The organism is Pseudoclavibacter sp. AY1H1 (genome assembly GCF_002931055.1).
Taxonomy (GTDB): domain Bacteria; phylum Actinomycetota; class Actinomycetes; order Actinomycetales; family Microbacteriaceae; genus Pseudoclavibacter.
Window position 1 is genome coordinate 1 of record NZ_PSXX01000002.1, and the last position, 26,093, is coordinate 26,093.

Genomic DNA, 26,093 nt, shown 5'->3' on the forward strand with positions numbered 1-26,093 from the left:
GAAACCGCCACCTGGAACCTCAGCGACTTCTGCAAAAACCATCACATCGTCAAGCACCACACCGCCTGGACCGTCACCCAACACGACGGCGGCACCCTCGAATGGACCACCCCAAGCGGAAAAACCTACACAGACCACCCCAAACCCCACGGCCCCACCTTCACACCCACCGATCAACTCTTCAGACCAGCGGACGAGCACCCAGGGCCCAACTCGAGTGAGCGCTCGGCCCCTGAAGAAGACCCGCCGCCGCAGCTCGGCCCCGCCTCCAGCGCGCCACCGTTCTGACTCGGCGACGCGACCCCGGGCGACGCGACCCGCGGGCGACGCGCTGCCTCCACGAGGCGCGCTCGCAGAGGTGCGCTCGCAGAGGTGCGCTCGCAGAGGTGCGCTCGCAGAGGTGCGCCCTCGCTCGTGAGACGAGCGAGGGCGCACCCAAGTGGGAGTCGCGAGTCGCTCCGCGCTGCTCGCTCTCTCCTTCTTGCTACTTCACACTTCCCGCGGCCTACCGTTGGTCGCCGATGGACTCCGGCTACCGAGCCCCGACTAGGCCGGGCGACGCACCCACGCGGTCGTCTCGCCCGCCAAGTCTGTGCCGCTGTCGAGGTCGCTGCGCAGCAGCACCTCAGCGTCAGCGCCCAGGTCGAACGGCTCGGACCCGAAGTTCGTCACGATCTCCCAGCCGTTCGGGCGGGCGAAGCGAAGCACGTCCGCCCTCCCGCTCGGCAGCCACTCGAGCTCCTCCCCGCTCTGCAGCTCGTGCCGCAGCGCGAGGGCCTTCCGGTAGAGCGCAAGCACCGAACCGGCGTCCTCTTCCTGGAGCTCGACGGCCGACGCGCCGAACCATCCGGGCTGGGGAAGGTGCGCATCCGCTTCCCCGAACCCGAACGATCGACCCTCGGCAACCCAAGGCAGAGGAACACGGCACCCGTCGCGGCCGATGTCGACGCCGGGGTTGCGGAAGAAGGTGGGGTCCTGGCGGTCCGAGTCCGGGATGTCGGCGACCTCGTGGAGCCCGAGCTCCTCACCCTGGTACAGGTACGCAGAACCGGGCAGCCCGAGCGTGAACAGCGTCGCCGCGCGCGCCCGACGCAGCCCACCCTCCGCGTCGAGTACAGGGTGCTCGCCACCCGAGAGCAGCCACTCAGAGCCGTGCTTCACGACCGGGTGCCCCTTCTCGCTGCGCTCCGGATGCGGGAGTCCGTAGCGCGTCGCGTGACGCACCACGTCGTGGTTCGACAGCACCCACGTGGTCGACGACCCAGAGCGCTCGGCGAGCTCGAGGTTGTCGGTCACGATGCTCGAGAACTGGCGGGCATCGAAGTCGGCCTCGAGGAGATCGAAGTTGAAGGCCTGCCCGAGCCCCTCCGGGCTCGCGTAGCGCGGGCGGCGATCACGCTCGACCCAAGCCTCGGCGACGGCCGTCCGCGGTGGGTCGTACGAGTTGAAGACCTTGCGCCACTCGGCGTAGACCTCGTGCACGTCGTCGCGGTCGATGATGGGGTGATTGCCGTCGAAGGGCAACGCGTCGAGCACCGCCTTCGACGGCAGCTCGCCGCTGAGGTCCTTCGTCAGCATGTGGGCGACGTCGATGCGGAAGCCATCAACACCTCGGTCTGACCAGAACCGCAGGGTGTGCAGGAAATCGGCCCGCACCTCGGGGTTCGCCCAGTTGAAGTCGGGCTGCTCGACCGCGAAGTTGTGGAAGTACCACTGGCCGTCCTCGACACGATGCCAAGCCGGTCCGCCGAACACCGACTCCCAATCCGTGGGCGCCTCCGCCCCGTCCGGCCCATTGCCGTCGCGGAAGATGTAGCGGTCGCGCTCCGGGGAGCCCGGCCCAGCGGCAAGAGCCGCCTGGAACCACTCGTGCTGGTCGGACGAGTGGTTCGGGACGATGTCCACGATCACGCGGATCCCGGCCCCGTGCAGGGCCGCGACCATGCGGTCGAAGTCCTCGAGCGTGCCCAGGCGGGGATCCACGTTGCGGTAGTCGGCAACGTCGTAGCCGCCGTCGGCGAGCTCAGACGGATAGAAGGGGCTGAGCCAGACGGCGTCGATGCCAAGCGCCTGCAGGTACGGCACCTTCGCGGTGATGCCCGGCAGGTCGCCGAGCCCGTCGCCGTTGGCGTCCGCGAAGCTGCGCGGATAGATCTGGTAGACCGCCGCCTGACGCCACCAGTTGGCGTCCTGCGGGCGGGCGCGGGTGAGGACGTCGGTCTCTGCGGAGAAGGTCGAGCTCATAGTTGGGTATTCCTCGGGTTGTTGGTGGTCTGTGGCTGAGAAAGGGTTCTGGGTTCAAGAGGGCTCGCGGTAGGCGCGAGATGCTCCTGTGGAAGCGCGTGCAGCGTCCGCGAAGCGGTCATCCCTTGACGGCGCCCTGCGTGACGCCCTCCATGACCCACCGCTGCGTGAACAGGTAGGCGATGAGCGCCGGCGCCATCGCCATCAGGTAGGAGGCGAAGGACACGTTGTAGTTGTTGCTGAACTGGGTCTGGAAGATCTTCTGCACCACGGGCAGGGTCTGCATCGCCGGGTCGGAGATGATGAGCGACGGCATCATGAAGTCGTTCCAGGAGGCGAGGAAGGCGAAGATGCCGACCGTCGCGCTCATCGGGGCGAGGAGCGGGAAGATGACCCGCCAGAACGTCTGCCACGTGCTGGCGCCGTCGATGCGGGCGCTCTCCTCGAGCTCGCCCGGGATCGACCTCAGGAACGCGGTGAAGAGCAGGATCGAGAAGCTGAGCTGGAACATGACGTGGAGGATGATGACGCCGACCGGGTTGTCGAGCCCGAAGAGTCCGCTCATCTGGATCTGCGGGAGGGCAACAGCCGGGAAGGGCAGGAACATCGCCGCCAGCAGGTAGTAGAAGGAGCCCCGGAAGAACCGGTTGTTCCAGTTGCGCGTGATGGCGTACGAGGCGAGAGCCGCGAGCAGGATGACGCCCGCGACGGTGCCCGCCGTGATGAACACGGAGACGCTGAACGCCTGCGGGAAGTTGGTGAGGTTCCAAGCCTCGACGAATCCGTCGAAGCTGAAGGGCGCAGGCAGCGCGAACACGTTGCCGCTGACGGCCTGAGAGGTGGTCTTGAAGGCGGTCACCACGGTCACGTAGAGCGGGATGAGCACGGTCACGGCGCAGAGGAGCAGGATGATCGTCGTCGACCATCGACCTCGTCCGCCACGGTTCCTGCTCGCCGGGGCCACTCGTGCGCGGCTGACGATGGGCTGTTGAAGTGCCATCAGAGTTGGTTCTTTCCCTGGGTGAGGCGGAGCTGGAGGAGGGAGATGACGACGACGAGGACGAAGAAGAACGTCGCGTTGGCCATCTGGTAGGCGTAGTCGCCGCCGCTGAAGCCGGTGAAGATCGTCATGGCGATGCTTCTGGTCGACGTGCCCGGGCCGCCGTCCGTGAGGCCGACGATGATGTCGTAGGCGTTGAGGAAGTTCTTGAAGCCGAGGATCACGTTGATGACGACGTAGCCGGCGACGAGCGGCAGCGTGATTTGCAGCATCTGCTGCCATTTCGAGGCCCCATCGAGGTCGGCCGCCTCGTAGACGTCGCCGGGAACCGCGAGGAGACCGGCGATGTAGATGAGCAGCGTGCCGGGGATCGCCTGCCAGGCCGTCACGATGACGATGCCGATCCACGCGAGGTTCGGGTTCGCGAGGATGCTCTCCGACAGCCACGGGATGTTCAGACTCTGCCCGAGCGCCGGCACGGCGTTGGAGAACAGGAAGTTGAACACGAACGCGATGACGATGCCCGAGATGACCATGGGGATAACGAACACGGTGCGCAGCGGAGCCTTGAGGCGGATACGCGCGACGAGGCCGATCGCGAGGAGGAACGCGAGCACGTTGACGAGGATCACCGTGACGGCCGCGAAGCCCATCGTGAACCCGTAGCTCTGCCAGATGGCGGGGTCGCCGAACATGGCGATGTAGTTGGTGACGCCGACGAAGTTCCATTCGCCGAAGCCGATGGAGTTCGTGAAGCTGAAGAAGATGCCGATGACGGCGGGGATGGTGATGGCGATCGTGAAGAGCACGAGCGTCGGGACGAGGAAGAGGTAGTGGACGCGGTCGATGCGACGTGAGCTTCGCGGCCTGATCTTCTTGCCTTCGCGGGCGGCTTCCTCGGTGCGGATCGCCTCCGTGGTGGTTGCCTCGATGGTGGTCGACATTGGTGTCTCCGGTCCGGTTCTTGATCGAGTTGGGCTGGCCGTCATTGGCGCAGCGCGAGGCGGGCCCAGTCGGCGTCGAGCGTGCTGAGCGTCGAGTCGACGCTCGCTCCCCCGGTGACGAGTCCCTGCATGTAGTTCTCGGTGGGGATCGTCAGCGGGATCGCCTTCGACGGCCCCTGGTAGAAGGCGGCGTTCTCGTAGTAGGGCTGGAGTTCGACGAGCCGCGGGTCGGTGACCGGGTCGGCGTCGACGGTCGTGCCGAAGCCGAGCTGGGCCGCGTTGTAGGCGTTGATGACCTCCGGCTGGAAGAGGTACTGGAGGAACTCGCGCGCCTCCTCCTTGTGCTTGGAGGCCTCCGGGATCCAGGCCGCGAGGTCGATGTTGACGCGCACCTCACGGTCGTCGGCGTTCTCCGTCATCGGGAGGGGGAACATGCCGAGGTTCGCGTCCGGGTTGGTCTTGGCGATCTCGCCGAGCACCCACGGGCCCTGCAGGTACATGGCCGCCTTGCCCTCGGCAAAGGCCACGTTGCCATCGCCGTAGCCCCGGCTGCCCGCATCCGCGTTCGTGTAGGTGCTCGCGAGCTCCGTCATCCGCGTGACCGGGTCGGTCATGGTCGACTCGAACGAGACGGGCGAGTCCGGTCCGACGTCGGTGCCGAGCTTGTTGAGCTCGTCGTAGAAGCCCGCGACGTCGATGGAGCCGCCGACCGTGTAGTCGAACCATCCCTGGCTCACCGTCCACGGGTCCTTGAAGGTGGCGTAGAACGGGTCGACGCCGGCCGCCTTGAGCTGATCGCAGACCTCGATGAGCTCGCTGTAGGTGGTCGGCACCTCGAGGCCCTGCTCCTCGAAGATGTCCTTGTTGTAGATGACGGATGCGGCCATGACGGAGTAGGGCAGCACGCTCGTGCGCCCCGGGTAGCTGGCGTACTGGTCGACGAGGCCCTGGATCTCCGGGAGGATGCGGTCGGCCTCGGGCAGGTCGGACAGGTCTGAGAGCGCGCCGCGTTCCATGAAGCGGGCCATCTCCATGTTGTAGTTGAGGAGCCCCAGGTCCGGCGGGTTGCCGCGAAGGAACCCGGCCTGCAGGTTGGAGGAGGTGTCGAGGACGACTCGCACCTCGCTCTGCGAGGAGTTGTAGTCCTGGATGAGCTCTCGGAAGTACGGGATGGCTTCCGGCTTGCTGAGGAAGAAGCGCACCTCGGTGGGCCCTGTGCTGGTGCAGGCTGCGAGTCCTGAGCCGGCGAGCGCGATCACGAGCGCGGCGACAAGCGCACGCAGCAGGGCGCGGGGCCGGAAGCGTTTCGAAGGTGTTGGCACGTCGTTGTCCCTTGGGCTGAGCTGGCCGCTGCGGACGCTGGCCAGACATTGAAACGAACACTAAATTTTGTGTCTAAATTTACTGCTGGAGGTAATGTAAACCCACGGCCAGCGAAAGGTCAACACCGTGTTCAGCCTTCCCAGCACCCCACCTCCCCTGAAGCGCACCAACCTGCAGCTGCTGCTCGAGTACGCCTGGAGCTCCGAGGCATTCACCGCGACGGATGCCATGAGCATCGGCCTCACGAGGTCGACCATCATCGACCTCCTCGACGAGCTCGCCTCGTGTGGGCTCATCACCGAGCTCCCCAACTCGCGACAGGACGGCAGCTATCAGAAGGGGCGACCCGCGCGCCGCTTCGAGTTCGCGGCGGACGCGGGAGTCGTCGTCGGCGTCGACGCCGGACGCGAGCATCTGACGACAACCGTGTCGAACCTGCGCGGCTCGACGATCAGCACCGGCCAGGTCGAGGTCGACCCGGAGGCCGACTCCCCCGAGACGAGGCGGGATCTCCTGCGCCGGGTCGTCACCGACCAGCTCGGCGTGACCGGGCACGCCTTCGAGGAGGTCGCGGCGATCTGCATCGGCGTCCCAGCGCCCGTCGACGCGCGCGGCACCTCCCCCACGCACGTCGACAGGTTCTGGCAGCGCACCAACCCGGACTTCGTGACGGTCTTCGAGGAGCAGATCCCGATCATCCGCGTCGAGAACGACGCCCTGCTCGCCGCCGTCGCGGAGGGCAGCGTGGGTGGAGGCGTCGGGAGCAGCGACTTCGTGACCTTCCTGAGCGGCGAACGCTTCGGTGCGGGCATCGTCGTCGATGGGCGACTGCTCCGTGGCGCCCACGGCGGGGTCGGCGAGATGCTCGGCCTCGACCTCGTGGTCGGCGCGGGAGGCGTCGACGGCCTCGGGCTGCGCGCGGCGCGGCTCGCCAGGGCGGCCGTCGCCGACGGGAACGTGCTGCCCGGGAGCGCACTCCTGCGGGTGGGGCCGGAGCAGATCGACGGCAAGCTCGTGCTCGAAGCGGCCAGGGACGGAGACCCGGACGCTCGTCGGGTCGTCACGGAAGTCGGCGGAGTGCTGGCCCGCATCGTCGGCCTCGTCGCAAGCCTCTTCGACCCCGAGCGGGTCATCATCGCGGGAGGCGTCGCGCCGGGCGCCGACGGCATCATCGCGGCGGCCCGGGAGGAACTCCCCGCGCTCCTGCACCTGCCCGTGCCGCAACTCGTGCGCTCAGAGCTCGGTGCCGGTGTCGTGTCGATCGGCGCCGTGCAGCACGCCCTCAGCTCCGTGAGGGGCAGCATCCTCGACCTCTGAACGAGGAGCTCCCCGAACGAGGACTCCCTTAACGCGGGCCGCCTGAGCGCGCAACACGCCCGCACGGAATGCGAGCGGGCGGGCCGCTGTTCGATCTGTGGGGCCGCGCATGAGCGGGTCCCGCGATCCGAAAGGCAGTCCCAGTGGACCTCTTCTCCCCCTTGACTCTCGGCGACATCGAGCTCGCCAACCGTGTCGTCATGGCGCCACTGACCCGCACCCGCGCAGACGCTGCAGGCGTGCCGGGTGAGCTCGTCGCGGAGCACTACGCGCAGCGCGCGAGCCTTGGCCTGATCATCACCGAGGGCACCTACCCGAGCGCCGAGTCGCGCGCCTACCCGGGCCAGCCCGGCATCGTCACCCCCGAACAGGCCGAGGGCTGGCGCCGAGTCGCCGAGGCCGTGCACGCCCGCGGCGGGCGCATCGTGATGCAGCTCATGAATGGCGGCCGCGTCTCGCACACCGAGATCACGGGCACCGACCGGATCGTCGCTCCGAGCGCCATCGCGATCGACGGCGAGGTGCGCACCCCGAACGGGAAGCTCCCCTACCCGGTTCCGCACGCACTCACGACGGCTGAGCTCGCCGAGGTCCGCGAGGAGTTCGTGGATGCCGCCAGGCGCGCCATCGAGGCCGGCCTCGACGGCGTCGAGATCCACGGCGCGAACGGCTACCTCCTGCACGAGTTCCTCTCGCCCGTATCGAACCAGCGCACCGACGAGTACGGCGGCTCGCCTGCGGCCCGCGCCCGGTTCGTCGTCGAGGTGACGGCAGCCGTCGCGGAGGCGATCGGCGCGGGACGCGTCGGCGTGCGCCTGTCGCCCGCCCACAACATCCAGGACGTCGTCGAGACGGACGAGACTGACGTGCGCGCAACCTACGACGCGGTGGCCGATGGCCTCGCCCCACTCGGCCTCGCGTACCTGAGCGTGCTGCACGCCGACCCGGAAGGCGCGCTGGTGCAGGACCTGCGGGCCCGCTTCGGGGGCGCCTTCATCGCGAACAGCGGCTTCAGCAGCGTCACGACCCGCGAGGAGGCCCTCAACCTCGTCGGCCAGGGCAACGCGGATGCGGTGGCCGTCGGCCGCCTCGCGATCGCGAACCCCGACCTCGTCGAGCGCTGGCAGGGCGACCACCCCGAAAACGAGCCGAACCCGGCGACCTTCTACGGCGAAGGGGCGGTCGGCTACACCGACTACCCGCGGCTCTCCGCGTAACCCGCGCAGCCCAGCGAGGCGCGCGCCACCCTGCCAGAACGGCAGGACGGCAGCTCGCGCACGACGCCACCCGAATGATCTAGGGGTGGCGTCGTGCGCGGCTCGATCACGCACCGATGTCCTGCGTCGTTGCTCCACACCGCCATTGCGGATCTCCGCCCCCGTGCTAGCATGCGTTATACGATTAACTGATCCACGAGGAGGTGGGCAATGGCGAGACGTCCCAAGACGACGACGATGTCACAGGTGGCAGAGCACGCCGGTGTATCGCAGGCCACGGTGTCGCTGGTCCTCAACAACGTCGCGGGCTCCCGCGTCGCCGAAGCCACCAAGGAGCGCGTTCTGGAAGCGGTCCGCGAGCTCGACTACCGGACGAACGCCTTCGCGAAGACCCTGCGGAGCGGCGAGTCCGAGATGATCGGCTTCATCTCCGACGAAGTGGCCAGCTCCCCCTTCGCCGGCGGGCTCCTGAAAGGCGCACAGCGCCTCGCTTGGGAGAACGGCAACGTGATCCTGACCGTCGACACCTACAACGACGCTGGACTCGAGCAGGCCGCCGTCGAGATGATGCAGTCCTACCGAGTGCGCGGCGTCGTCTACGCCTCGATGTACCACCGGATCCTCGATGTCCCCGAGGCACTCAGCGGAGTGCCCACCGTCGTCGTCAACGCGCAGGACCGCGCCAGCCTCGTGCCGAGCGTGTTCCCCGACGAGGAGATGGGTGGCTACGCGGCAACGCGCCAGCTGCTCGACGCGGGCCACACGAAGCTGGCGATGATCAACATCCAGCCCCAGATCAGCGACCTGCCGGCCGGTATCGGACGCCTCGCCGGGTTCCGGCGAGCGCTCAGCGAAGCTGGCCTCTCACCGAGGCCCGAGTGGATCCTCCCCGGCACCGGAATCGTCGAGGATGGCCTGCGACTCACGAAGGAGCTCATGGCGGGCGACGACCGACCGACGGCGATCTTCTGCGGCAACGACCGAACCGCCTGGGGCGCCTACCGCGCCCTCGAGGCCCTCGGCCTCAGCGTGCCAGACGACTGCTCCATCATCGGCTTCGACAACCACGAGATGCTCGCGCCCCACCTCGACCCCGGCCTGACCACGGTCGCCCTTCCCTACGAGCAGATGGCGCGGACCGCCATCGACCTGCTCCTCGAACCGACATCCTCCCCATCCCTTCACATCCCACTCGAGTGCACCGTCGTGACTCGCGGGTCTGTAGCAAAGGCCAAAGCATGACCACGAAGATCACCCTCCCGGCACGCAAACCACGGCAGTCCCGGCAGCCGCGCCGCCCGCGACGAGATTTCAGAACTGAAGTCCGCCGCGCCATGCGGAGCTGGCAGTTATACGTATTACTTCTCCCCGCACTCGCCTCGGTGCTGGTCTTCAAGTACTGGCCCATGTACGGCGCGCAGATCGCCTTCCGCAACTACAACCCGGCAGACGGATTCGCCGGGAGCCCCTGGGTGGGGCTCGAGCACTTCGAACGCTTCGTCACCTCGTTCCAGTTCGAGCGGCTCATCGCGAATACCCTGACGCTGAACGCACTCGGGCTGCTCATCGCGTTCCCCGTGCCGATCATCCTGGCGCTCATCGTCAACCAGCTGCAGAGCGAGCGCTTCAAGAAGTTCACGCAGACCGTCCTCTACTCGCCGTCGTTCATCTCGGTGGTGGTCGTCGTCGGCATGATCTACCTGCTCTTCTCGCCGAGATCCGGAATCGTCAACAACGCCATCACGGTGTTCGGCGGCGACCCCATCTTCTTCATGGGCTCGGCGGAGTGGTTCAGGCCCCTCTACATCGGCTCGGACATCTGGCAGAACGCGGGATTCTCGATGATCGTCTACCTCGCCGCCCTGACCGCCATCGACCCGTCGCTCCACGAAGCGGCGCGCGTCGACGGGGCCAACAAATGGCAGCGGATCCGGCACATCGACATCCCCGGGATCCTCCCCGTCATCACGATCCTCTTCATCCTCGCGATCGGGAACCTCTTCAACCTCGGCTTCGAGAAGGTCCTCCTCATGCAGACCGACCTCAACCTGCCGACCTCCGAGGTCATCCAGACCTACGTGTACCAAGCCGGCCTCAAGCAGGCCCAGTTCAGCTACTCGGCCGCCATCGGCCTCTTCAACTCCCTCATCAACATGGTGCTGCTCCTGACCTTCAACTGGGTCGCGAAGCGTGCAGGCCAGTCGACTCTCTGGTGATGAACATGACTTCAACGGCCTCACGCCCCCAATCCGATGCACCCGCGCCGCTCGACCACGGCGCGCGACCCCGGGTGGCTCCCCGCCCTGTGCCGCGCCGACGGGACCCCTGGCGCAAGCGCATGGCAGACCCGGTCTTCAACACCTTCGCGGTTGGGACCCTGCTGCTCGCCATCGCCGCCGTCCTGTACCCGCTGTACTTCATCGTGATCGCCTCCGTCAGCGAACCCGCCGAGATCCTCAACGGCAACGTCTGGCTGTGGCCCCAGGGGTTCACCCTCGAGGGCTACGCCAGGATCTTCGCGGACGCGGCCATCTGGCAGGGCTTCGGGAACTCCGTGCTCTACACGAGCGTCGGCACCCTCATCAGCGTCGTGTCGATCCTCTGCGGCGCGTACGCGCTCTCGCGGAAGGACCTGTACGGGCGCAAGGTCCTCATGCTCGTCTTCATCCTCACGATGTTCATCGACGGCGGCCTCATCGCCCGCTACCTCGTCGTGCGCGACCTCGGCATGCTGGACACGATCTGGGCCGTCGTGCTCCCCGGTGCGGTCGGCGTCTGGAACCTCATCATCGCGAGGGCCTTCTTCGAGAACAACGTCCCGAGCGAGCTCCGGGAAGCCGCTCAGATCGATGGAGCGAACGACTTCCGCTTCTTCTTCCAGATCGTGCTCCCGCTCTCGAAGCCCCTCATCTTCCTCATGATCATGATCCACCTCGTCGCGAACTGGAACGCCTTCTTCGACGCCCTCATCTACCTCGACGACGAGAGCAAGTACCCACTCCAGCTTGTCCTCAGAAACGTGCTCATCCAGTCGGAGGTCAACTCCGCAGGAGGCACGGGCGCAGTCGATTCCTACGCCGCCGCTCAGCGCCTGGGCGAGCTCATGAAGTACGGAATGATCGTCATCTCGAGCCTGCCGCTGCTCATCGTTCTGCCCTTCATGCAGAAGCACTTCACCAAGGGCGCCCTTCTCGGCGCCGTCAAGAGCTGAACAGCTCCTCATCCCACCATCGCTCGACAAGAAAGACAGAACGAACATGAAACAGCGACGTTTCGCGACCTCGATCGCCCTCGTGACCGTGAGCGGCCTCCTGCTGACCGGATGCACCGGCGGCAGCGGCGGCGGCGAGCTCACCGACCTCTCCTCCGACTACGGATTCAACGCCGAAGGGCTGCCCATCGTCACCGAGCCCCTGAGTCTCACGTTCGGCGGCACCAAGTCGGCGCTCGCCCCCGACTACGCCTCCATGGAACTCGTCCAGCAATGGGCAGCGGACACCAACATCACGATCGACTGGCGCAACCTGCCCGAGCAGGTCTACGCCGAGAAGAAGAACCTCATGCTGGCCGGAGACGAGCTCCCCGACGTGCTCTTCAACTCGGGCCTGAGCGACTCCGAGATCGTCCAGAACGGCTCGAACGGCACCCTTATCCCGCTCGAGGACCTCATCGCAGCGCACGCGCCCACCCTCTCCGGCATCCTCGACGCTCGACCTGACATCAGGGCCGCGCTCACCGCATCCGACGGGCACATCTACACGCTCCCCTCCGTCGAGGAGCTCGGCATCCTCCAGTACCCGAACTTCCTCTACATCAACAAGCAGTGGCTCGACACCCTGGGCCTCCCGATGCCGACCACGATCGACGAATACCAGGCTGCGCTCGAGGCGTTCAAGACACGCGACCCGAACGGCAACGGCAAGGCCGACGAGGTCCCACTTTCGTTCCGAACCGACTCCTTCGCCGCCAACCCCTCCGACCTCATCACCGCCCTCGGCGGCCAGCCGGAGAACAACGACCACCGCATCGTCCGCGACGGGACCGTGGAATTCACCGCCAACACGAGCGAGTACCGTGCCGGCGTCGAAGCGCTCGGCGAGTGGTACGCGGACGGGCTCATCGACCCCGAATCGTTCTCGCAGGACGACGTCGCCTACCTGTCCAAGGGCAAGGCGGAGACGCCGATCCTCGGGTCCTTCTTCTGGTGGGAGCTCGAAGAGATGGTCGGCGAGGACAAGAGCGGCGACTACGAGCTGGTCGGCGTCCTCGAGGGCACGAACGGCGAGCGCCTCGCGAGCGTCTCCAACAACCAGGAGATCAACCGCGGCGCCATGGCGCTCACCCGCGCCAACCAGTACCCGTCAGCGACCATCCGCTGGGCAGATCGCCTCTTCGACCCGGTCATGTCGGCCCAGACCAGCTGGGGACCCATCGGCGTGACGCTGGAAGAGGACGCAGCTGGCATCCTCGTGCAGATCCCCGCCCCGGAGGGCGAGTCCGAAGGCGAACGACGCCAGAAGGTCGCCCCGGGCGGCCCCAAGATCACGACAGCCGAGGACTTCGAGACGGTCGTCGCGCCAGAGCCCCGCGCGAAGCTGCGCCAGGACCTCGTGAACGAGAACTACGCGCCATACGCCGCCAACGAGGCGTACCCACCAGTGCTGCTGTCGAACGAGGAGCTCGACCAGACCGCCTTCGCGCTCACCGACATCAACAGCCTCGTGAAGGAGAAGTTCGCGAGCTGGGTCGTGAACGGGAACATCGACGCCGAATGGGAGAGCTACACGTCTCAGCTCGAGGGTCTCGGCGTCGCAGAGGTCACCGACATCTACCAGCAGGCCTACGACCGGTTCCAGCAAGGCGGCGAGTAGCCGAGGTGCGGCGGGACTCTCCCGGTCCCGCCGCCATCGCGCCTACCCCGTCCGAAGCGCAGAACCGCCCCGCACGAGCTGCCACCGGCAGAGATCAGCTGCCTGAGCTCACGTGCAAGAGATCTCCCGTGAGCGCTCACCCGTGAGTGCTCACCTTCAAGAACGGAACGCATCCATGAACATGACTCCCCCGACGACCACGGCCGTCACCCCGCTGCGGCCATCCGCTCACTTCACGTCCCACACGTCCTGGCTGAACGACCCGAACGGACTCGTCTACCACCAGGGCGTCTACCACCTGTTCTTCCAGACGAACCCGTTCGGCAGCACCTGGGGCAACATCTCCTGGGGGCACGCCACGTCCACCGACCTCGTGTCCTGGACGGAGCAGGCCGTCGCGATTCCCGCAACCGACGAGGAGATGGCGTTCTCGGGAAGCGCCGTCGTCGACACCCGCAACACGGCCGGCTTCGCGAACGACGGCGAGACGGCCCTCGTCGCCATCTACACGAGCGCACGCCCACCCGTGGGAGAGATGCCCGGCCTGCAGGCGCAGTCGCTCGCCTTCAGCACCGATGACGGCGCCACCTGGACGCGGTACGCGGGGAACCCGGTCCTCGACATCGGCTCGTCCGAGTTCCGAGACCCGAAGGTCTTCTGGCACGGCGGCGACGACGGCAACTGGGTCATGGTGGTGGTGGATGCGGTCGCCAGGAAGGTACTGTTCTACACCTCGAACAACCTCATCGACTGGACGTTCGCGTCGGACTTCGGGCCCGCGCACGCGACGAGTGGCGTCTGGGAATGCCCCGACCTCTTCCCGCTCCGAGTCGGGGCGACCGGGGAGACGCGGTGGGTGCTGATCGTGAGCATGAACCCCGGAGCGCGGGCCGGCGGGTCCGGCACGCAGTACTTCGTCGGCGACTTCGACGGCACCACCTTCGTCGCCGAGCGCCTGACCGCCTCCGACGATCTTGAGGAGTACGACTGGCTCGACCACGGGCGGGACTACTACGCGGCCGTTTCCTTCGACAACGCCCCGGCCAACCGCCGCCTCATGATCGGCTGGGCGAGCAACTGGGACTACGCCAACGAGACGCCGACCTCGCCGTGGCGCTCCGCGATGTCGCTCGTCCGCGAGATGAGGCTCGTGCGCTGTGCCGACGGCCGCCACCGGCTGGGCCAGGTTCCGGTCATCGGGGAAGGCCACGCGGGCATGACCATCTCAGAGCACACGATCGCCGTCGAGCCGGGCAGTAGGTCGACGATCGTGCTCGACAGCGACGGGGCTACCGACGAGCAGGTGCTGGTCCACTTCGATCGCGACGGGGACTCCGCCAGCCTCACCGTCGAGCGCGGGAGCAGCGGCATCGTGGACTTCCACCCCCGGTTCGCGGCCCCCAACCGAGTGCCGATCGGCGCGCACATCGCGTCACCCATCGACGTCAGGATCGTGGTGGACGCGACCGTCATCGAGATCTTCCTCGCCGACGGCACGCAGACGGTGACGGAGCAGGTCTTTCCCAGCGTCGCGCTGAGCCGCGCACGAACACAGCAGTGAGCAGCGGCACGGATCTCGGATCACGTGGGACAGTTGGCCATGCGCATCGCCGACTTCCCCGTCCCTGATTCCGCCGCCGCCCGAGGCGCGCTCGAGCTGGCGCTCCAATACCAGACGGCGTCGCTCACCGCCCACGCCGTCCGCTCGTGGCTGTGGGCGGAGGGCATCGCCGCGGTCGAGGGCCGAGCTGGTGTCGACCACGAGCTGCTCTACGTCGCAGCTCTCCTCCACGACATCGGGACGACGACGGAGTACGACAACCACACCGTCTCCTACGAGCACGCGGGTGGGCACGTCGCCGTCGCCCTGACGGCCGGCGCGGGCTGGGCCGCGGAGCGTCGAACGCGGGTCCTCGACGTGATCGTGCGCCACAACTGGACGAGCGTCGACCCACGATTGGATCTCGAGGGGTACCTGCTCGAACGCGCCACCGGCCTCGATATCACCGGGAGCAGGCCGGATGCGCTGCCGGAGGGATTCCTGCGGGAGGTCCTGGCAGCGCATCCGCGAGGCACGCTCGCCGCCGAGTTCGGTGCATGCGTGACCGACCAGGCGGCGAGGAAGCCGACGACCTCCGCCCGCAGGCTCGTCGACGGCGGCCTCCTCCAGAAGCTCGAAATGAACCCGCTCGAGCAGCTTGGGTAGGGGCTGAGTTCCGGCGGTTGCAGAGGCTCCACCGGGACTCATCCCCGTTCTCGTTCAGGTTCACTGCCACCGTCACTCGTAGCGCAGCGACTCCACCGGGTCGGCTCGTGCGGCTCGAGCCGCAGGCAGCGTCCCCGCCAGGAACGCGATGACCATGACGACGAGGATGACCACGCCGATCGAGACCGGGTCGAACGCGATGAGCGTCAGCCCCGGCAGGTCCGCCAGCAACGTCGTCGCGAGCGAGGCACTGATGACCGTCCCGGCGACCACCGCGACGACCGCACCGATCGCGCTCCCCAGCAAGCCGATGAACGCCGCCTCGATGCTGAACAGCGTGAACACTCGGCCGCTGCCCATCCCCATGGCCTTCATCAACCCGATCTCGCGAGTTCGCTCCTGCACGGACATCAGCAGCGTGTTGACGATGCCGAAGCTCGCAGCGAGGAGCGCGATCACCGCGAAGGCGTTCAGCACGAGCACGATCCCGTCGATCACCGTCTTGATCGTGCCGAGCTGATCGGCGACGGTGCTCCCGGTGTAGCCGGCATCCGAGAGCCGCTGCTTGAGGAGATCGATGTCGCCGCTGCTCGCATCCAGGCTGAACCAGACCGTGGCCTGTGCGTAGCGCTCAACCTGATCCGCAGGGATCCCGATGTTCTGCGTGGCGTAGAGCTGATCCGTGAGCGCGTCGTTCGGCACGAGCGCTGCCCCCGTCGGCGAGGCGATGCTCTCCTCTGCGACGCCGACGACAACCGCCTGGGTCTCGTGGGTGCCGCGGAGCGCATCCGTGCTGCCGATCGTCACGGTCTGGCCGACCGCCGCATCCGCGTCGGCGAAGCCGAGCGGTTCGACGTAGGACGTCGGCAGCAGCACCTGCAGCTCGCCGCTCGCATCATCGGGATCGGAGCCGGCCTGCAGCTGGACGGTCTGACCCTCCACGAGACTTCCCGCCCCCACCGCGAACCTCGTGCCAGCACCGGCCTGCACGAAGTCGACCGAGAGCGACTTCGTGGCCTGCACGTCGACGACACCCTCGATGCCCGCGAGCGACTCCAGGTCGGCGGGCAGGAGCGCGGTGACGGTCGACCCTGGAGGGCCCGCGCTCGCAACGGCGTCCGGGTTGTACTCGAGCGGGCCGGACTCGCCGCTGCCGAAGCCCGTCGCGTCGCTCGTCTTCGTCACCGTCAAGGTGTCCGCCGCCCCCACCCCGTTGACGGTGTCGTCGATGTAGGCGTTGATGCCCGTGCCGAGCCCATTCGTGAGCGTCAGCGTGAACGCTCCGACGAAGATCGCCAGGATCGTGAGGAGCAGGCGAGTCTTCGAGCGGAACGTGTTCGAGACGGCGGTGCCGATGAGGTCCATGGTTCTCATGCCGCCACCTGCGCAGAGTCTTCGACGATCAGGCCATCGCGGATCAGGATGCGGCGATCGCAGCGCGCCGCGAGGTCCTCATCGTGGGTGACGACGATCAAGGTGATGCCGTTCTCCCGGTTCAGACGGAACAGGATGTCCTCGACAACTCCGCCGGTGCCGGTGTCGAGATTGCCCGTCGGCTCATCCGCGAAGATGATCCTCGGATTGTTGACGAGCGCACGCGCGATCACGGTCCGCTGCTTCTGGCCGCCAGACAGGTTGAGGGCCTTGCTCCTCGCCTTGTCATCGAGCTCGAGCTGCTCGAGCGCCGCCAGCCCGCGCTTGCGCCGCGCGGAACGCGGAACGCCGGCGATTTTCATGGGGAGCACCACGTTCTCGAGCACGGAGACGTTCGGGGTGAGGAAGAACTGCTGGAACACGAAGCCGAACGTCTTGTTCCTGGTTCGGTTGAGCCTCTTCCCCCGCAGCGTCCGGGTGTCGGTGCCCTCCAACTCCACGGTGCCCGAGGTCGGCACGTCCAAGAGCGCGAGCACGTGCATGAGGGTCGACTTCCCCGAGCCGCTCTTCCCGACGATGGCGAGGCTCTCCCCCTCGCGGATGTCGAAGCTCACGCCCTTCAGGGCTTCGAAGCGGTTCTGTCCCCGACCGTACGAGCGACGGACGTCGCGGACGGAGATGATCGGTGCTGGCATGCTGCCTCCTAGCTGGTGCCGAGGTCTCGACCCTCTGATGCTCGCGGCTCCCCGAGCGCCGCGCGTCCCCCGACCGCGGTCACCGAGTACTGCGGATGCGGTACAGCCGTGCTCTCGACGGGGGACGCGCGAGCAAGATGCGGCGGGCACACTTGGTCCATGCAGGAATCCCGCAGCACCGCGCCCGGCCAGGGCAGGCCGCACTCGCCGATGGCAGGCCGCGCCAGGACGCTCCCCCGAGCGCCATCCTGGGTCGTCGACGTGCTGGCTGCGCTCTTCATCGTCGGCGTCGCCGTCATGCCGTTCGGCGGGGATGAGTTTCGACCGAGCACACCCTTCGCGTTCGCGATGGTCCTGGCCCCGGCCGCCCTCCTGCCGTTCCGCCGCCGCTACCCGGTCACCGTGCTCGTCGCGACGCTCGTGATCTACGGAGCCACCGCACTGACCGGAACCCTCTCACCCGGCGTCGTCCTGGCCGCAGCGATGGCGATGTTCAGCGTCGCGACGCAGTCGACCCGCCGCAGGGCGGCCCTCACCGCGGCCCTCGCCGTCCTCGGCGTCGCCCTGCTCAGTCTGTTCGCAGCGCTCGGAAGCGTCTTCGATCCGCGTGCGATCCAGTTCGCGGTCACCATCGCCTTCGCCGCGGCCGCCGGAGACGCGACCCGCTCCCGGCGCGAGTACATCGTCGCGATCACCGAGCGAGCCGAACGCGCCGAGCAGACCCGCGAATCGGAGGCACGCCGTCGTGTCACCGAGGAGAGGCTTCGGATCGCGCGCGACCTGCACGACGCCGTCGCCCACCAGATCTCCGTCATCAGTCTGAACGCCGGGGTCGCCTCGAGCACCCTCCGGACCCGCCCCGAGCGAGCCGAGGATGCGCTCCTCACCATCCGAGGGGCTGCACGCTCAGTGCTCGCCGAGATCGGCGACCTGCTCGCCGTGCTCCGCGCCGACGACACAGGCGACGCATCCGCCGCCCCACAGCCTGGACTCGAACGGCTCGACGCCCTCGTCGAGTCGTTCGGCGAAGCAGGACTCCACGTCAAGGTGCGAGCTGAGGGCGAGCTGCAGCAGGTCACGGGCGCGACGAGCCTCGTCGCGTACCGCGTCATCCAGGAATCGCTGACGAACGCGCACAAGCACGGCGCCGAGAACCGCGCGCACGTCCTGCTTGCCCTCACGGAGACGGAGCTGCGCGTCATCGTCACGAACCCCACCTCGGGTCCGCTCGCACCGGCGGACTCGCCCCTCGTGACGGACGGGCCGGATGCTCGCGCATCGGGCGGGCTGGGGCTCCTCGGCCTCCGCGAGCGGGTCGCGTCGGTGCGCGGCACCGTCACGACAGGCACAGCCGTGGGCGGCTACCGTGTGGCTGTGACCCTCCCCCGGCAGGACCGTCCGCACCTCGGCGCAGCCACCCACGGAGACCCCCGATGACCCGCGTGCTCGTCGTCGACGACCAGGCCCTCATCCGGCAGGCCGTCTCCGACATCCTGGGCCAGGAGCCCGGCATCGACGTCGTCGGCGAGGCACGAAACGGCAAGGAGGCCGTGGCGCTCGTCGCCACGCTGCGACCCGACGTCGTGCTGATGGACATCCGGATGCCGGAGCTCGACGGGATCGAGGCGACCGCCGCCATCTGCGGCGATCCGCGGAACACCGAGGTGCGCGTGCTCATCCTGACCACCTTCGAAGAGGACGAGTACCTGCTGGCCGCCCTCCGCGCCGGAGCGAGCGGCTTCATCGGGAAGGGTGCAGAACCCGACGACATCGTCCGAGCCGTCCGCGCGGTCCACGCCGGCGACGCACTGCTCTCTCCGGCCGCGACCCGCAGCCTCATCACGAGATATGTGCTCCGCTCGCAGCCAACAGGGCCCTCCATCGTGCCGCAGCAGCTCGAGCAGCTGACGGATCGCGAGCGCGAGGTGCTGCTCCTCGTCGCTCGCGGACACGCCAACGCCGAGATCGCCGAGCTGCTCTTCATCTCGCCGCACACGGCGAAGACGCACGTGAACCGCATCATGGCGAAGGTCCACGCCCATGACCGGGCGCAGCTGGTGATCATCGCCTACGAGAGCGGGCTCCTGTCACCTGGAGGGCACTGAGACGGCAGGTGCAGAGACGAGGCGGGTGCCAGCACCGGCCGGGAGTCACAGCGCATCAGCAGAGAAAGCGCCGCACACGCAGACGCCCCGCCGGAACCGAGTGGTTCAGGCGGGGCGTGTGACGTGCGTGCGGCAACCCGTGGTGGCTAGGCGGCGCCGTCGAACATGGAGGTGACCGATCCGTCGGTGAAGACCTCGGTGATCGCGCGAGCGAGCGTCGGGGCGATCGGCAGGATCGTGAGCTTGTCGAAGCGCTTCTCGGGCGGCAACGGCAGCGTGTCGGTGACGACGACCTCGTCGATCGCATCCGAGCTCAGACGCTCGACGGCCGGGTGCGAGAACACGGCGTGCGTGGCCGCGACGACGACACCGATGGCACCGGCGGCCTTGAGCGCCTCGGCGGCCTTCACGATGGTTCCGCCCGTGTCGATCAGGTCGTCGACGAGCAGGCAGACGCGACCCTTCACGTCACCCACGATCTCGTGCACGCTCACCTGGTTCGCGACCCTCGGGTCGCGGCGCTTGTGGATGATCGCCAGTGGCGCATCCAGCTGATCGCTCCACACGTCGGCGACGCGCACGCGCCCCATGTCCGGGGACACGACGGTGAGGGTCGCCGGGTCGAGCTTCTCGCGGAAGTGCTGCAGCAGCACCGGCATCGCGAAGAGGTGGTCGACGGGCCCGTCGAAGAAGCCCTGCACCTGCGGGGCGTGCAGGTCGACCGACATGATGCGGTCGGCACCGGCCGCCTTGAAGAGGTCGGCGACGAGACGGGCAGAGATCGGCTCGCGGCCGCGACCCTTCTTGTCCTGACGCGCGTACGGGTAGAACGGTGCGACGACCGTGATGCGCTTCGCCGACGCGCGCTTGAGCGCGTCTAGCATGATGAGCTGCTCCATCAGCCACTCGTTGATGGGCGGGCAGTGCGACTGGAGCACGAACACGTCGGCCCCTCGCATGCTCTCGCCGTAGCGAGCGTAGATCTCGCCGTTCGCGAAGGTGCGCGACTCGGTCTCTCCGAGCTCGATGCCCAGTTCTGCGGCGACTGCCTCGGCGAGCTCAGGATGAGCTCTGCCCGAGACGAGAACAAGTCGCTTCTCCGTGGAGGTGATGATGCCAGACACGCTGTACCGCCCGTTTCCTGTGCTTGCTCTGTTGTTACGCGTTCGGTGTGGAATCTGCCGCAGAGGCCGCCTCGGCGGCCTCTGCCGCGGCGGTGCCCGCTCGGTTCTTCAGCACCCACCCCTCAGCGTTGCGCTGAGGTGCGACGTTGATGGCGAGTGCACCAGCCGGAACGTCCTTGCGGACGACGGTCCCGGCCCCTGTGTAGGCTCCGTCGCCAATCCTAACCGGGGCGACGAAGACGTTGTGCGAGCCGGAGCGGACGTTGCTGCCCACCGTGGTGCGGTGCTTGTTCACCCCGTCGTAGTTGGCCGTGATCGTGCCAGCGCCGACGTTCGAGTTCTGACCCACCTCGGTGTCCCCGATGTAGGAGAGGTGCGGGACCTTCGAGCCGTCGCCGATCTGCGCGTTCTTCGTCTCCACGAACGTGCCGATCTTGCCTCCGGCCCCGAGGATCGTGTTCGGCCGCAGGTACGCCCACGGGCCGACGGTCGCACCAGCGCCGATGACGCTGAGGGTCGCGTCGGTGCGCTTCACGACGGCGCCCTCGCCGACCTCGCAGTCGACGAGCGTCGTGTCCGGCCCGATGATGGCCCCCTCGGCGACGGACGTCGCCCCGCGCAGCTGGGTTCCGGGGAGCAGCTCGACGTCTCGGCCGAGTGAGACGTTGCCCTCGATGACGGTCGTCGCCGGGTCGTGCACCGTGACGCCCTCGAGCTGCCAGTGCCGGATCTGACGCGCGTTGTAGTAACGCTGCGCCTCCGCGAGCTGCACGCGGTCGTTGATGCCCTGCACGATCTCCGGGTCGGTGACGGCGATCGCCTCGATGCGCCCCGCATCCGCCTTGATGAGCTTCGCCGCGTCGGTGAGGTACTTCTCCCGCTGCGAGTTCGAGTCGTCGATTCGGCCGAGCACCTGACGCACCGTGCGGGCGTCGAACGCGTACACCCCGGCGTTGATCTCGGAGATGCGCAGCAGCTCCTCGCTCGCGTCCTTGTGCTCGACGATCTCGTCGAAGTCGCCGCCGGAGGAGCGCACGATGCGTCCGAAGCCCGCGGGCTCCTGCACGAAGGCGCTCAGCAGCGTGAGCTGGTTCTGCGCGCGACGGTGCTGCTCGATCATCCGCCCGATCGTGCCGGAGTCGAGCAGCGGCACGTCACCCGAGAGCACGACGACGACGCCGTCGAAGTCAGCGGGGAGCGACTCGAGGCCGACCTCCAGCGCACGACCGGTGCCGGGCACCTCGTCCTGGTCGGCGAACTGCGTGTCGGGGGCCAGATCTCGGATCGCCGAGACGACGCGGTCGCGATCGTGCCGGACCACCGTGACGGTGTGCGCGGGGCCAAGCTCGGCGGCCGTGTGCAGCACGTGCCCCACGAGCGGGATGCCACCGAGCCGGTGCAGCACCTTCGGGGTGCTCGAGCGCATCCGCGTGCCCTGGCCAGCCGCCAGGATGACGATTGCGAGTTCTCGATCGGTCACAGATCCTCCTCGTTGTGGGCGCCGTGATTCGAACGCCATCACGGTCCACGGTGGCATGCAGCACCCCCGCGCCGCTCCTCCCCCAGGATTCGAACCTGGACCTAACAGCTCCAAAGGCTGTCGTGCTGCCGTTACACCAAGGAGGAACGTGCCCGCTCACGCGCGCACTCGCCAATTGTGCCAGAACCGGAGAGACCGCGGGCAAGCGCCGCTGGTGCTGTGGAGGGGATTGGGTCAGACTGCGAAGCAGAAGACACAAGGAGGCGTCATGTCCGAAGCCCTGTCCATCGCGCGGCGATTCACCGACACCTACTCGGCAGCCGTAGCAGGTCGCGACAAAGCCGCCATCATGTCGCTCTACGCGCCCGACGTGCGCGTCTTCGACCTCTGGAGCACCTGGTCCCACGAGGGAGCTGACGCCTGGGGCACCTCACTCGACGCCTGGTTCGACTCCATCGAGTCGGGCACGCATGCGGCCACCTTCACCGATCTGCGGGCCTACGGAGACCACGACGTCGTGGTCGTCGAGAGCTTCGTCCGCTACTCCTGGCAGAGCCCCGAGGGCGAGCTCGAGTGGATGGACAACCGCCTCACCTGGGCGATCGTGCAGCACAGGGGCGACTGGGTGGTCGCGCACGAGCACACCTCAGCGCCCGTCGGCGCCGACGACGGCCTCGTCGTGACGAAGCGCGACGTGGACGCGCACCACCCGAACTCCTAGGAACCGAGCGTTCCTCCGCGGCAGGGAGACCGCGCCGCGACGAGTCGGCGGACGCGCCGCGCCAGCGGAACGAAGGGCCCGCCCCTGGCTCGTCAACGTGCACTCGCGGGACTCGCCATAATGGGACGTATGGATGCCCCCAGACGTGCAGCTCACCAGCGTGACGTTCCGCGCGCGACGGTCGAGCTCAGCGGGGGCGGGCACGGCGAGGTCGGGCACGGCGGCCACGCCGCGCATCCGACCGACACGGTCGACACGATCGTGCGCGACTGGTCTCGGGAACGGCCCGACCTGGACGTCGACCCGCTGCGCATCTTCTCCCGCGTGAAGCGCATCGCGAAGCAGCTCGACGCGCTCCGCAAGGCCGCGTTCGCCGAGACCGGCCTCGAGCTGTGGGAGTTCGACGTCCTCTCGGCGCTGCGCCGCGCCGGGTCACCGCACCGCCTCAGCCCCAAGCACCTGCTCGCGTCGAACCTCGTCTCGAGCGGCACCATGACGAACCGCATCGACCGCCTCGTCAGCCGGGGGCTCGTGACCCGCGAGGTCGACCCCAACGACGGCCGCGGCATCCTCGTCACCATGACCGCAAACGGGCGCGATCTCGTCGACCAGGCCCTCACTCGGCTCGTCGCCGCCGAGCGCGAGCTGCTCGCCGAGCTCGACCTCGAGACGCGGGACGACCTCGCGACCGCCCTGCGCACCCTCTCGCTTCGGATGGACGACCCCGCTCACTGAGCCCCCACCGCCCTCGCTCGGAGGGCGCCGGGCCTCTCCGGCCTTAAGCTGGTCTGATGGCCCATCTTCTCGGCGCGGAAGCGCTCCACCTCGAGTTCCCGACTCGAGTCGTCTTCGACAGCGTCTCCGTCGGCATCCAAGAGGGCGACCGCATCGGCATCGTCGGACGCAACGGCGACGGCAAGTCGACCCTGCTCAAGCTGCTCGCCGACCGCATCCAGCCCGATGGCGGCAAGGTCACACGGCGACGGGGCGTGCGCGTCGGGATGCTCGACCAAGCCGACACCCTCGACCCGGAACTCACCGTCAAGCAGGCCATCGTCGGCGACATGGACGACCACGACTGGGCTTCCGACGCGAAGATCCGCGATGTCGTGAACGGGCTCGCGGGCGACCTCGAATGGACCGACAAGATCGGCGACCTCTCCGGTGGCCAGCAGCGCCGTGTGGCCCTCGCGGCCCTGCTCATCGGCGACGACGACATCATCATGCTCGACGAGCCCACCAACCACCTCGACGTCGAGGGCATCGCCTGGCTCGCCAAGCACCTCAACGGCCGCTGGTCGAAGAACCAGGGCGGGCTCGTCGTCGTGACGCACGACCGGTGGTTCCTCGATGCGGTCTGCGAGACGACGTGGGAGGTGCACGACCGCGTTCTCGACCCGTTCGAGGGAGGCTACGCGGCGTACATCCTGCAGCGCGTCGAGCGCGACCGGCAATCTGCCGCCATCGAGTCGAAGCGGCAGAACCTCATGCGCAAGGAGCTCGCGTGGCTGCGCCGCGGCGCCCCAGCCCGCACGGCGAAGCCGAAGTTCCGCATCGAGGCCGCGACGCAGCTCATCGAGGACGAGCCTCCCGTGCGCAACCCCGTCGAGCTGTCGCAGCTCGCGACGGCGCGCCTCGGCAAGGACGTCGTCGACCTCCTCGACGTCGGCGTCACCTTCGGCGACAAGGAGGTGCTCCGCGACATCGAGTGGCGCATCGCACCTGGCGAGCGCACCGGCATCCTCGGCGTGAACGGGGCGGGCAAGTCGACGCTCCTCAACCTCGTCGCGGGCACCCTCGAGCCGACGAGCGGCAAGGTGAAGCGCGGCAAGACCGTCAAGATCGCGACCCTCTCGCAGCGCCTCGCCGAACTCGACGAGCACCAGAACGACCGCGTCCGCGAGGTCGTCGCGCGCCAGAAGTCGAGCTACGTGTCCGGCGGCAAGGAGATGACGCCGTCGCAGCTGCTCGAGCGCCTCGGCTTCACGACCACGCAGCTCCAGACCCCCGTGAAGGACCTCTCCGGTGGCCAGCGCAGGCGCCTCCAGCTGCTCCTCATCCTCCTCGACGAGCCGAACGTGCTCATCCTCGACGAGCCCACCAACGACCTCGACACCGACATGCTCGCCGCGATGGAAGACCTCCTCGACACGTGGCCGGGCACCCTCCTCGTCGTGTCGCACGACCGGTACCTGCTCGAACGCGTCACCGACCAGCAGTACGCCGTGTGGGACGGCGGCTTCCGCCACCTTCCCGGCGGCGTCGACCAGTACCTCGAGCTGCGCGCCAACAGCCTCAAGGGCTCAGCCCCCGCGACGCTCTCCAGCACGACGGATGCGACCGCCGGCGGTTCCTCGTCAGCTTCAGCCTCCAGCGCCTCCGGCCTCTCCATCGGCGGCGCCGACCGCCGCAGCGCCGAGAAGGAGGTGCAGGGCATCGCCCGCAAGATCCAGAAGATCGAGCAGTCCATGAAGAAGGTCGACGCCGAACTCGCCGCCCACGACCAGGGCGACTACGAGGGACTCGGGGCCATCACCGCCAAGCGGCAAGCCCTCGCGGCCGACATCGACGCGCTCGAGGAACGCTGGCTCGAGCTCTCCGAGATCCTCGAGGCGTAGCCTGAGCTCATGAAGGTCAGCGCGCCCCGCCTCCGTCTCACCTCGGCGGCGGCGCTGTGCGCCCTGGCGGTGGCATCGACCCTGGCGGCTTGCTCAACCGGGCCCGCCCAGAACGCCGGTGTGTTCATGGCACCGAGCCCCAACTTTGACCCGTACCCGAACGACGGCAGCCCCGGGGTCGTGCCCTACTTCGAGTGGGTCGACGAGACGCACTTCACGATGAGCACCTGGAACAGTCGCGCGCAGTGCGGTTCGGGGGCGCCGACGGTCGTCGCAGCGTCGACGACCGAGCTGCACATCCACTACGCGATCACTGATCGGGATGCGGCGTGCGAAGCCTCGGAACGGACGCTTGCCTACGAGTTCGAGTTGCCGGAGGACGCGACCGGCCGCCCCCTGCAGATCACGGTCACGGCAGAGAACATGAAGCACGTCGACCACGGCACCCTCGAATGAGGGGACCGGACCTGGCAACGGGCGTCTCGGTCACGCCGCCCGCGGACTACGATCCTCTCGGCGCGGGCACCAACGAGGATGTGGCACCGAGCTTCGCCTGGGTCGCCGTGTCGAGGTTCCGACTCGACATGCTCAACAACCGGCCCCTGTGCGGCGCGGGAGACCCCGAACTGCTCGTCACCTCGGCGGGTGAGGTGCGCATCCACTTCCCCATCGTCGACCCGGACGCCATCTGCATCCTCATGCTCGCACCCGTCTCGTTCGAGTTCGAGCTGCCGGAGAGCGCGAGCAGTCGGCCGCTCACCATCACCGTCACGTACGAGGGCGGCCCGCAGGTCGACACGACGACGCTGCACTGAGCACCCACCTCTGCGCACCCACCCATGCGTGACTCCCGC

At 67.9% G+C, this 26,093-nt stretch carries 23 protein-coding genes, 1 tRNA gene and 1 pseudogene; 16 read left to right on the plus strand and 9 right to left on the minus strand.

The genetic code is table 11. From position 1 onward, the window contains the following. A pseudogene (locus C5E05_RS20325) lies at nucleotides 1–288 on the plus strand (hypothetical protein); the annotation flags it as partial. 258 nt (nucleotides 289–546) lie between these two features. Here C5E05_RS20325 and C5E05_RS04310 read toward each other — a convergent pair. From C5E05_RS04310 to C5E05_RS04325, 4 genes are all read right to left on the minus strand, one after another. Then, entirely contained in the window at nucleotides 547–2,244 is a 1,698-nt protein-coding gene (locus C5E05_RS04310; protein ID WP_104341220.1) for an alpha-amylase family glycosyl hydrolase, read from the minus strand. 118 nt (nucleotides 2,245–2,362) lie between these two features. Beyond that, a complete protein-coding gene (locus tag C5E05_RS04315; protein WP_104241687.1) occupies nucleotides 2,363–3,244 on the minus strand; it encodes a carbohydrate ABC transporter permease in 882 nt (293 codons plus the stop codon). Then, nucleotides 3,244–4,188: a carbohydrate ABC transporter permease gene (locus tag C5E05_RS04320; RefSeq protein ID WP_104341221.1), complete on the minus strand. Its 945-nt coding sequence runs from the start codon at nucleotides 4,186–4,188 to the stop codon at nucleotides 3,244–3,246. Before C5E05_RS04320 ends, C5E05_RS04315 begins: the two co-directional genes overlap by 1 nt. Nucleotides 4,189–4,229: 41 nt before the next feature. Continuing rightward, on the minus strand, nucleotides 4,230–5,510 hold the full coding sequence (locus tag C5E05_RS04325; RefSeq protein ID WP_258064766.1) for an ABC transporter substrate-binding protein: 1,281 nt from the start codon (nucleotides 5,508–5,510) through the stop codon (nucleotides 4,230–4,232). A 127-nt stretch (nucleotides 5,511–5,637) separates the two neighbouring features. On the opposite strand from C5E05_RS04325, the gene C5E05_RS04330 reads away from it, so the two are divergent. The 8 genes from C5E05_RS04330 to C5E05_RS04365 all read left to right on the plus strand — a co-directional run bounded on the left by C5E05_RS04330 (nucleotide 5,638) and on the right by C5E05_RS04365 (nucleotide 15,122). Next, a complete protein-coding gene (locus C5E05_RS04330) occupies nucleotides 5,638–6,828 on the plus strand; it encodes an ROK family protein (protein ID WP_258063144.1) in 1,191 nt (396 codons plus the stop codon). A 143-nt stretch (nucleotides 6,829–6,971) separates the two neighbouring features. Then, nucleotides 6,972–8,045, plus strand: coding sequence for an alkene reductase (locus C5E05_RS04335; protein WP_104241691.1), 1,074 nt, complete (start codon nucleotides 6,972–6,974; stop codon nucleotides 8,043–8,045). A 210-nt stretch (nucleotides 8,046–8,255) separates the two neighbouring features. Further along, nucleotides 8,256–9,287, plus strand: a complete 1,032-nt coding sequence (locus C5E05_RS04340; RefSeq protein WP_104341222.1) for a LacI family DNA-binding transcriptional regulator — start codon at nucleotides 8,256–8,258, stop codon at nucleotides 9,285–9,287. After that, nucleotides 9,284–10,261, plus strand: coding sequence for a sugar ABC transporter permease (locus C5E05_RS04345; protein WP_104241696.1), 978 nt, complete (start codon nucleotides 9,284–9,286; stop codon nucleotides 10,259–10,261). Before C5E05_RS04340 ends, C5E05_RS04345 begins: the two co-directional genes overlap by 4 nt. A 122-nt stretch (nucleotides 10,262–10,383) precedes the next feature. After that, on the plus strand, nucleotides 10,384–11,256 hold the full coding sequence (locus tag C5E05_RS04350; RefSeq protein WP_228496612.1) for a carbohydrate ABC transporter permease: 873 nt from the start codon (nucleotides 10,384–10,386) through the stop codon (nucleotides 11,254–11,256). A gap of 46 nt (nucleotides 11,257–11,302) precedes the next feature. After that, entirely contained in the window at nucleotides 11,303–12,916 is a 1,614-nt protein-coding gene (locus C5E05_RS04355; protein WP_104307009.1) for an extracellular solute-binding protein, read from the plus strand. 175 nt (nucleotides 12,917–13,091) lie between these two features. Beyond that, nucleotides 13,092–14,477 carry a glycoside hydrolase family 32 protein gene (locus C5E05_RS04360; protein WP_104341223.1) on the plus strand — a complete coding sequence of 462 codons (1,386 nt, stop codon included), beginning with the start codon at nucleotides 13,092–13,094 and terminating at the stop codon, nucleotides 14,475–14,477. 39 nt (nucleotides 14,478–14,516) lie between these two features. Further along, a complete protein-coding gene (locus C5E05_RS04365) occupies nucleotides 14,517–15,122 on the plus strand; it encodes an HD domain-containing protein (RefSeq protein WP_104341224.1) in 606 nt (201 codons plus the stop codon). Nucleotides 15,123–15,194: 72 nt separating this feature from the next. Here the strand turns inward: C5E05_RS04365 and C5E05_RS04370 are convergent, their stop codons facing one another. Together C5E05_RS04370 and C5E05_RS04375 are read right to left on the minus strand one after the other, a co-directional pair. Continuing rightward, complete coding sequence (locus C5E05_RS04370) at nucleotides 15,195–16,496, minus strand: ABC transporter permease (protein ID WP_104341225.1); 1,302 nt, start codon at nucleotides 16,494–16,496, stop codon at nucleotides 15,195–15,197. Further along, on the minus strand, nucleotides 16,493–17,191 hold the full coding sequence (locus C5E05_RS04375; RefSeq protein WP_104341226.1) for an ABC transporter ATP-binding protein: 699 nt from the start codon (nucleotides 17,189–17,191) through the stop codon (nucleotides 16,493–16,495). The genes C5E05_RS04370 and C5E05_RS04375 overlap by 4 nt, the downstream gene beginning before the upstream one ends. Before the next feature lie 159 nt (nucleotides 17,192–17,350). Here C5E05_RS04375 and C5E05_RS04380 point away from each other — a divergent pair, with 159 nt between their 5' ends. Both C5E05_RS04380 and C5E05_RS04385 read left to right on the plus strand, forming a co-directional pair. Beyond that, a complete protein-coding gene (locus tag C5E05_RS04380) occupies nucleotides 17,351–18,628 on the plus strand; it encodes a sensor histidine kinase (protein ID WP_258064767.1) in 1,278 nt (425 codons plus the stop codon). Beyond that, nucleotides 18,625–19,296, plus strand: a complete 672-nt coding sequence (locus C5E05_RS04385) for a response regulator transcription factor (protein WP_104341227.1) — start codon at nucleotides 18,625–18,627, stop codon at nucleotides 19,294–19,296. Before C5E05_RS04380 ends, C5E05_RS04385 begins: the two co-directional genes overlap by 4 nt. Nucleotides 19,297–19,442: 146 nt before the next feature. Here C5E05_RS04385 and C5E05_RS04390 read toward each other — a convergent pair whose 3' ends face one another. The 3 genes from C5E05_RS04390 to C5E05_RS04400 form a co-directional block, all read right to left on the minus strand. Further along, on the minus strand, nucleotides 19,443–20,420 hold the full coding sequence (locus C5E05_RS04390; protein ID WP_104241709.1) for a ribose-phosphate diphosphokinase: 978 nt from the start codon (nucleotides 20,418–20,420) through the stop codon (nucleotides 19,443–19,445). A 34-nt stretch (nucleotides 20,421–20,454) separates the two neighbouring features. Beyond that, a complete protein-coding gene (gene glmU / locus C5E05_RS04395) occupies nucleotides 20,455–21,900 on the minus strand; it encodes a bifunctional UDP-N-acetylglucosamine diphosphorylase/glucosamine-1-phosphate N-acetyltransferase GlmU (RefSeq protein WP_104341228.1) in 1,446 nt (481 codons plus the stop codon). Nucleotides 21,901–21,974: 74 nt separating this feature from the next. Next, nucleotides 21,975–22,046 (minus strand) — tRNA-Gln (locus C5E05_RS04400). Nucleotides 22,047–22,168: 122 nt separating this feature from the next. Here C5E05_RS04400 and C5E05_RS04405 point away from each other — a divergent pair. From C5E05_RS04405 to C5E05_RS04425, 5 genes are all read left to right on the plus strand, one after another. Beyond that, nucleotides 22,169–22,621 carry a nuclear transport factor 2 family protein gene (locus C5E05_RS04405; RefSeq protein WP_104307015.1) on the plus strand — a complete coding sequence of 151 codons (453 nt, stop codon included), beginning with the start codon at nucleotides 22,169–22,171 and terminating at the stop codon, nucleotides 22,619–22,621. Between the two features lie 129 nt (nucleotides 22,622–22,750). Further along, complete coding sequence (locus C5E05_RS04410) at nucleotides 22,751–23,356, plus strand: MarR family winged helix-turn-helix transcriptional regulator (RefSeq protein ID WP_104307016.1); 606 nt, start codon at nucleotides 22,751–22,753, stop codon at nucleotides 23,354–23,356. Between the two features lie 56 nt (nucleotides 23,357–23,412). Further along, nucleotides 23,413–25,239, plus strand: coding sequence for an ABC-F family ATP-binding cassette domain-containing protein (locus tag C5E05_RS04415; RefSeq protein WP_104341229.1), 1,827 nt, complete (start codon nucleotides 23,413–23,415; stop codon nucleotides 25,237–25,239). A 9-nt stretch (nucleotides 25,240–25,248) separates the two neighbouring features. Then, nucleotides 25,249–25,695, plus strand: coding sequence for a hypothetical protein (locus tag C5E05_RS04420; protein ID WP_104341230.1), 447 nt, complete (start codon nucleotides 25,249–25,251; stop codon nucleotides 25,693–25,695). After that, nucleotides 25,692–26,054: a hypothetical protein gene (locus tag C5E05_RS04425; protein WP_104341231.1), complete on the plus strand. Its 363-nt coding sequence runs from the start codon at nucleotides 25,692–25,694 to the stop codon at nucleotides 26,052–26,054. Before C5E05_RS04420 ends, C5E05_RS04425 begins: the two co-directional genes overlap by 4 nt. Nucleotides 26,055–26,093 lie beyond the last annotated feature (39 nt).

Coding starts and splice junctions, on each gene's coding strand:
- C5E05_RS04310 (WP_104341220.1), bottom strand. CDS start 2,244: ATGAGCTCGACCTTCTCCGCAGAGACCGACGTCCTCACCCGCGCCCGC.
- C5E05_RS04315 (WP_104241687.1), bottom strand. CDS start 3,244: ATGGCACTTCAACAGCCCATCGTCAGCCGCGCACGAGTGGCCCCGGCG.
- C5E05_RS04320 (WP_104341221.1), bottom strand. CDS start 4,188: ATGTCGACCACCATCGAGGCAACCACCACGGAGGCGATCCGCACCGAG.
- C5E05_RS04340 (WP_104341222.1), top strand. CDS start 8,256: ATGGCGAGACGTCCCAAGACGACGACGATGTCACAGGTGGCAGAGCAC.
- C5E05_RS04345 (WP_104241696.1), top strand. CDS start 9,284: ATGACCACGAAGATCACCCTCCCGGCACGCAAACCACGGCAGTCCCGG.
- C5E05_RS04350 (WP_228496612.1), top strand. CDS start 10,384: ATGGCAGACCCGGTCTTCAACACCTTCGCGGTTGGGACCCTGCTGCTC.
- C5E05_RS04355 (WP_104307009.1), top strand. CDS start 11,303: ATGAAACAGCGACGTTTCGCGACCTCGATCGCCCTCGTGACCGTGAGC.
- C5E05_RS04360 (WP_104341223.1), top strand. CDS start 13,092: ATGAACATGACTCCCCCGACGACCACGGCCGTCACCCCGCTGCGGCCA.
- C5E05_RS04365 (WP_104341224.1), top strand. CDS start 14,517: ATGCGCATCGCCGACTTCCCCGTCCCTGATTCCGCCGCCGCCCGAGGC.
- C5E05_RS04370 (WP_104341225.1), bottom strand. CDS start 16,496: ATGAGAACCATGGACCTCATCGGCACCGCCGTCTCGAACACGTTCCGC.
- C5E05_RS04375 (WP_104341226.1), bottom strand. CDS start 17,191: ATGCCAGCACCGATCATCTCCGTCCGCGACGTCCGTCGCTCGTACGGT.
- C5E05_RS04380 (WP_258064767.1), top strand. CDS start 17,351: ATGCAGGAATCCCGCAGCACCGCGCCCGGCCAGGGCAGGCCGCACTCG.
- C5E05_RS04385 (WP_104341227.1), top strand. CDS start 18,625: ATGACCCGCGTGCTCGTCGTCGACGACCAGGCCCTCATCCGGCAGGCC.
- C5E05_RS04405 (WP_104307015.1), top strand. CDS start 22,169: ATGTCCGAAGCCCTGTCCATCGCGCGGCGATTCACCGACACCTACTCG.
- C5E05_RS04410 (WP_104307016.1), top strand. CDS start 22,751: ATGGATGCCCCCAGACGTGCAGCTCACCAGCGTGACGTTCCGCGCGCG.
- C5E05_RS04415 (WP_104341229.1), top strand. CDS start 23,413: ATGGCCCATCTTCTCGGCGCGGAAGCGCTCCACCTCGAGTTCCCGACT.
- C5E05_RS04420 (WP_104341230.1), top strand. CDS start 25,249: ATGAAGGTCAGCGCGCCCCGCCTCCGTCTCACCTCGGCGGCGGCGCTG.
- C5E05_RS04425 (WP_104341231.1), top strand. CDS start 25,692: ATGAGGGGACCGGACCTGGCAACGGGCGTCTCGGTCACGCCGCCCGCG.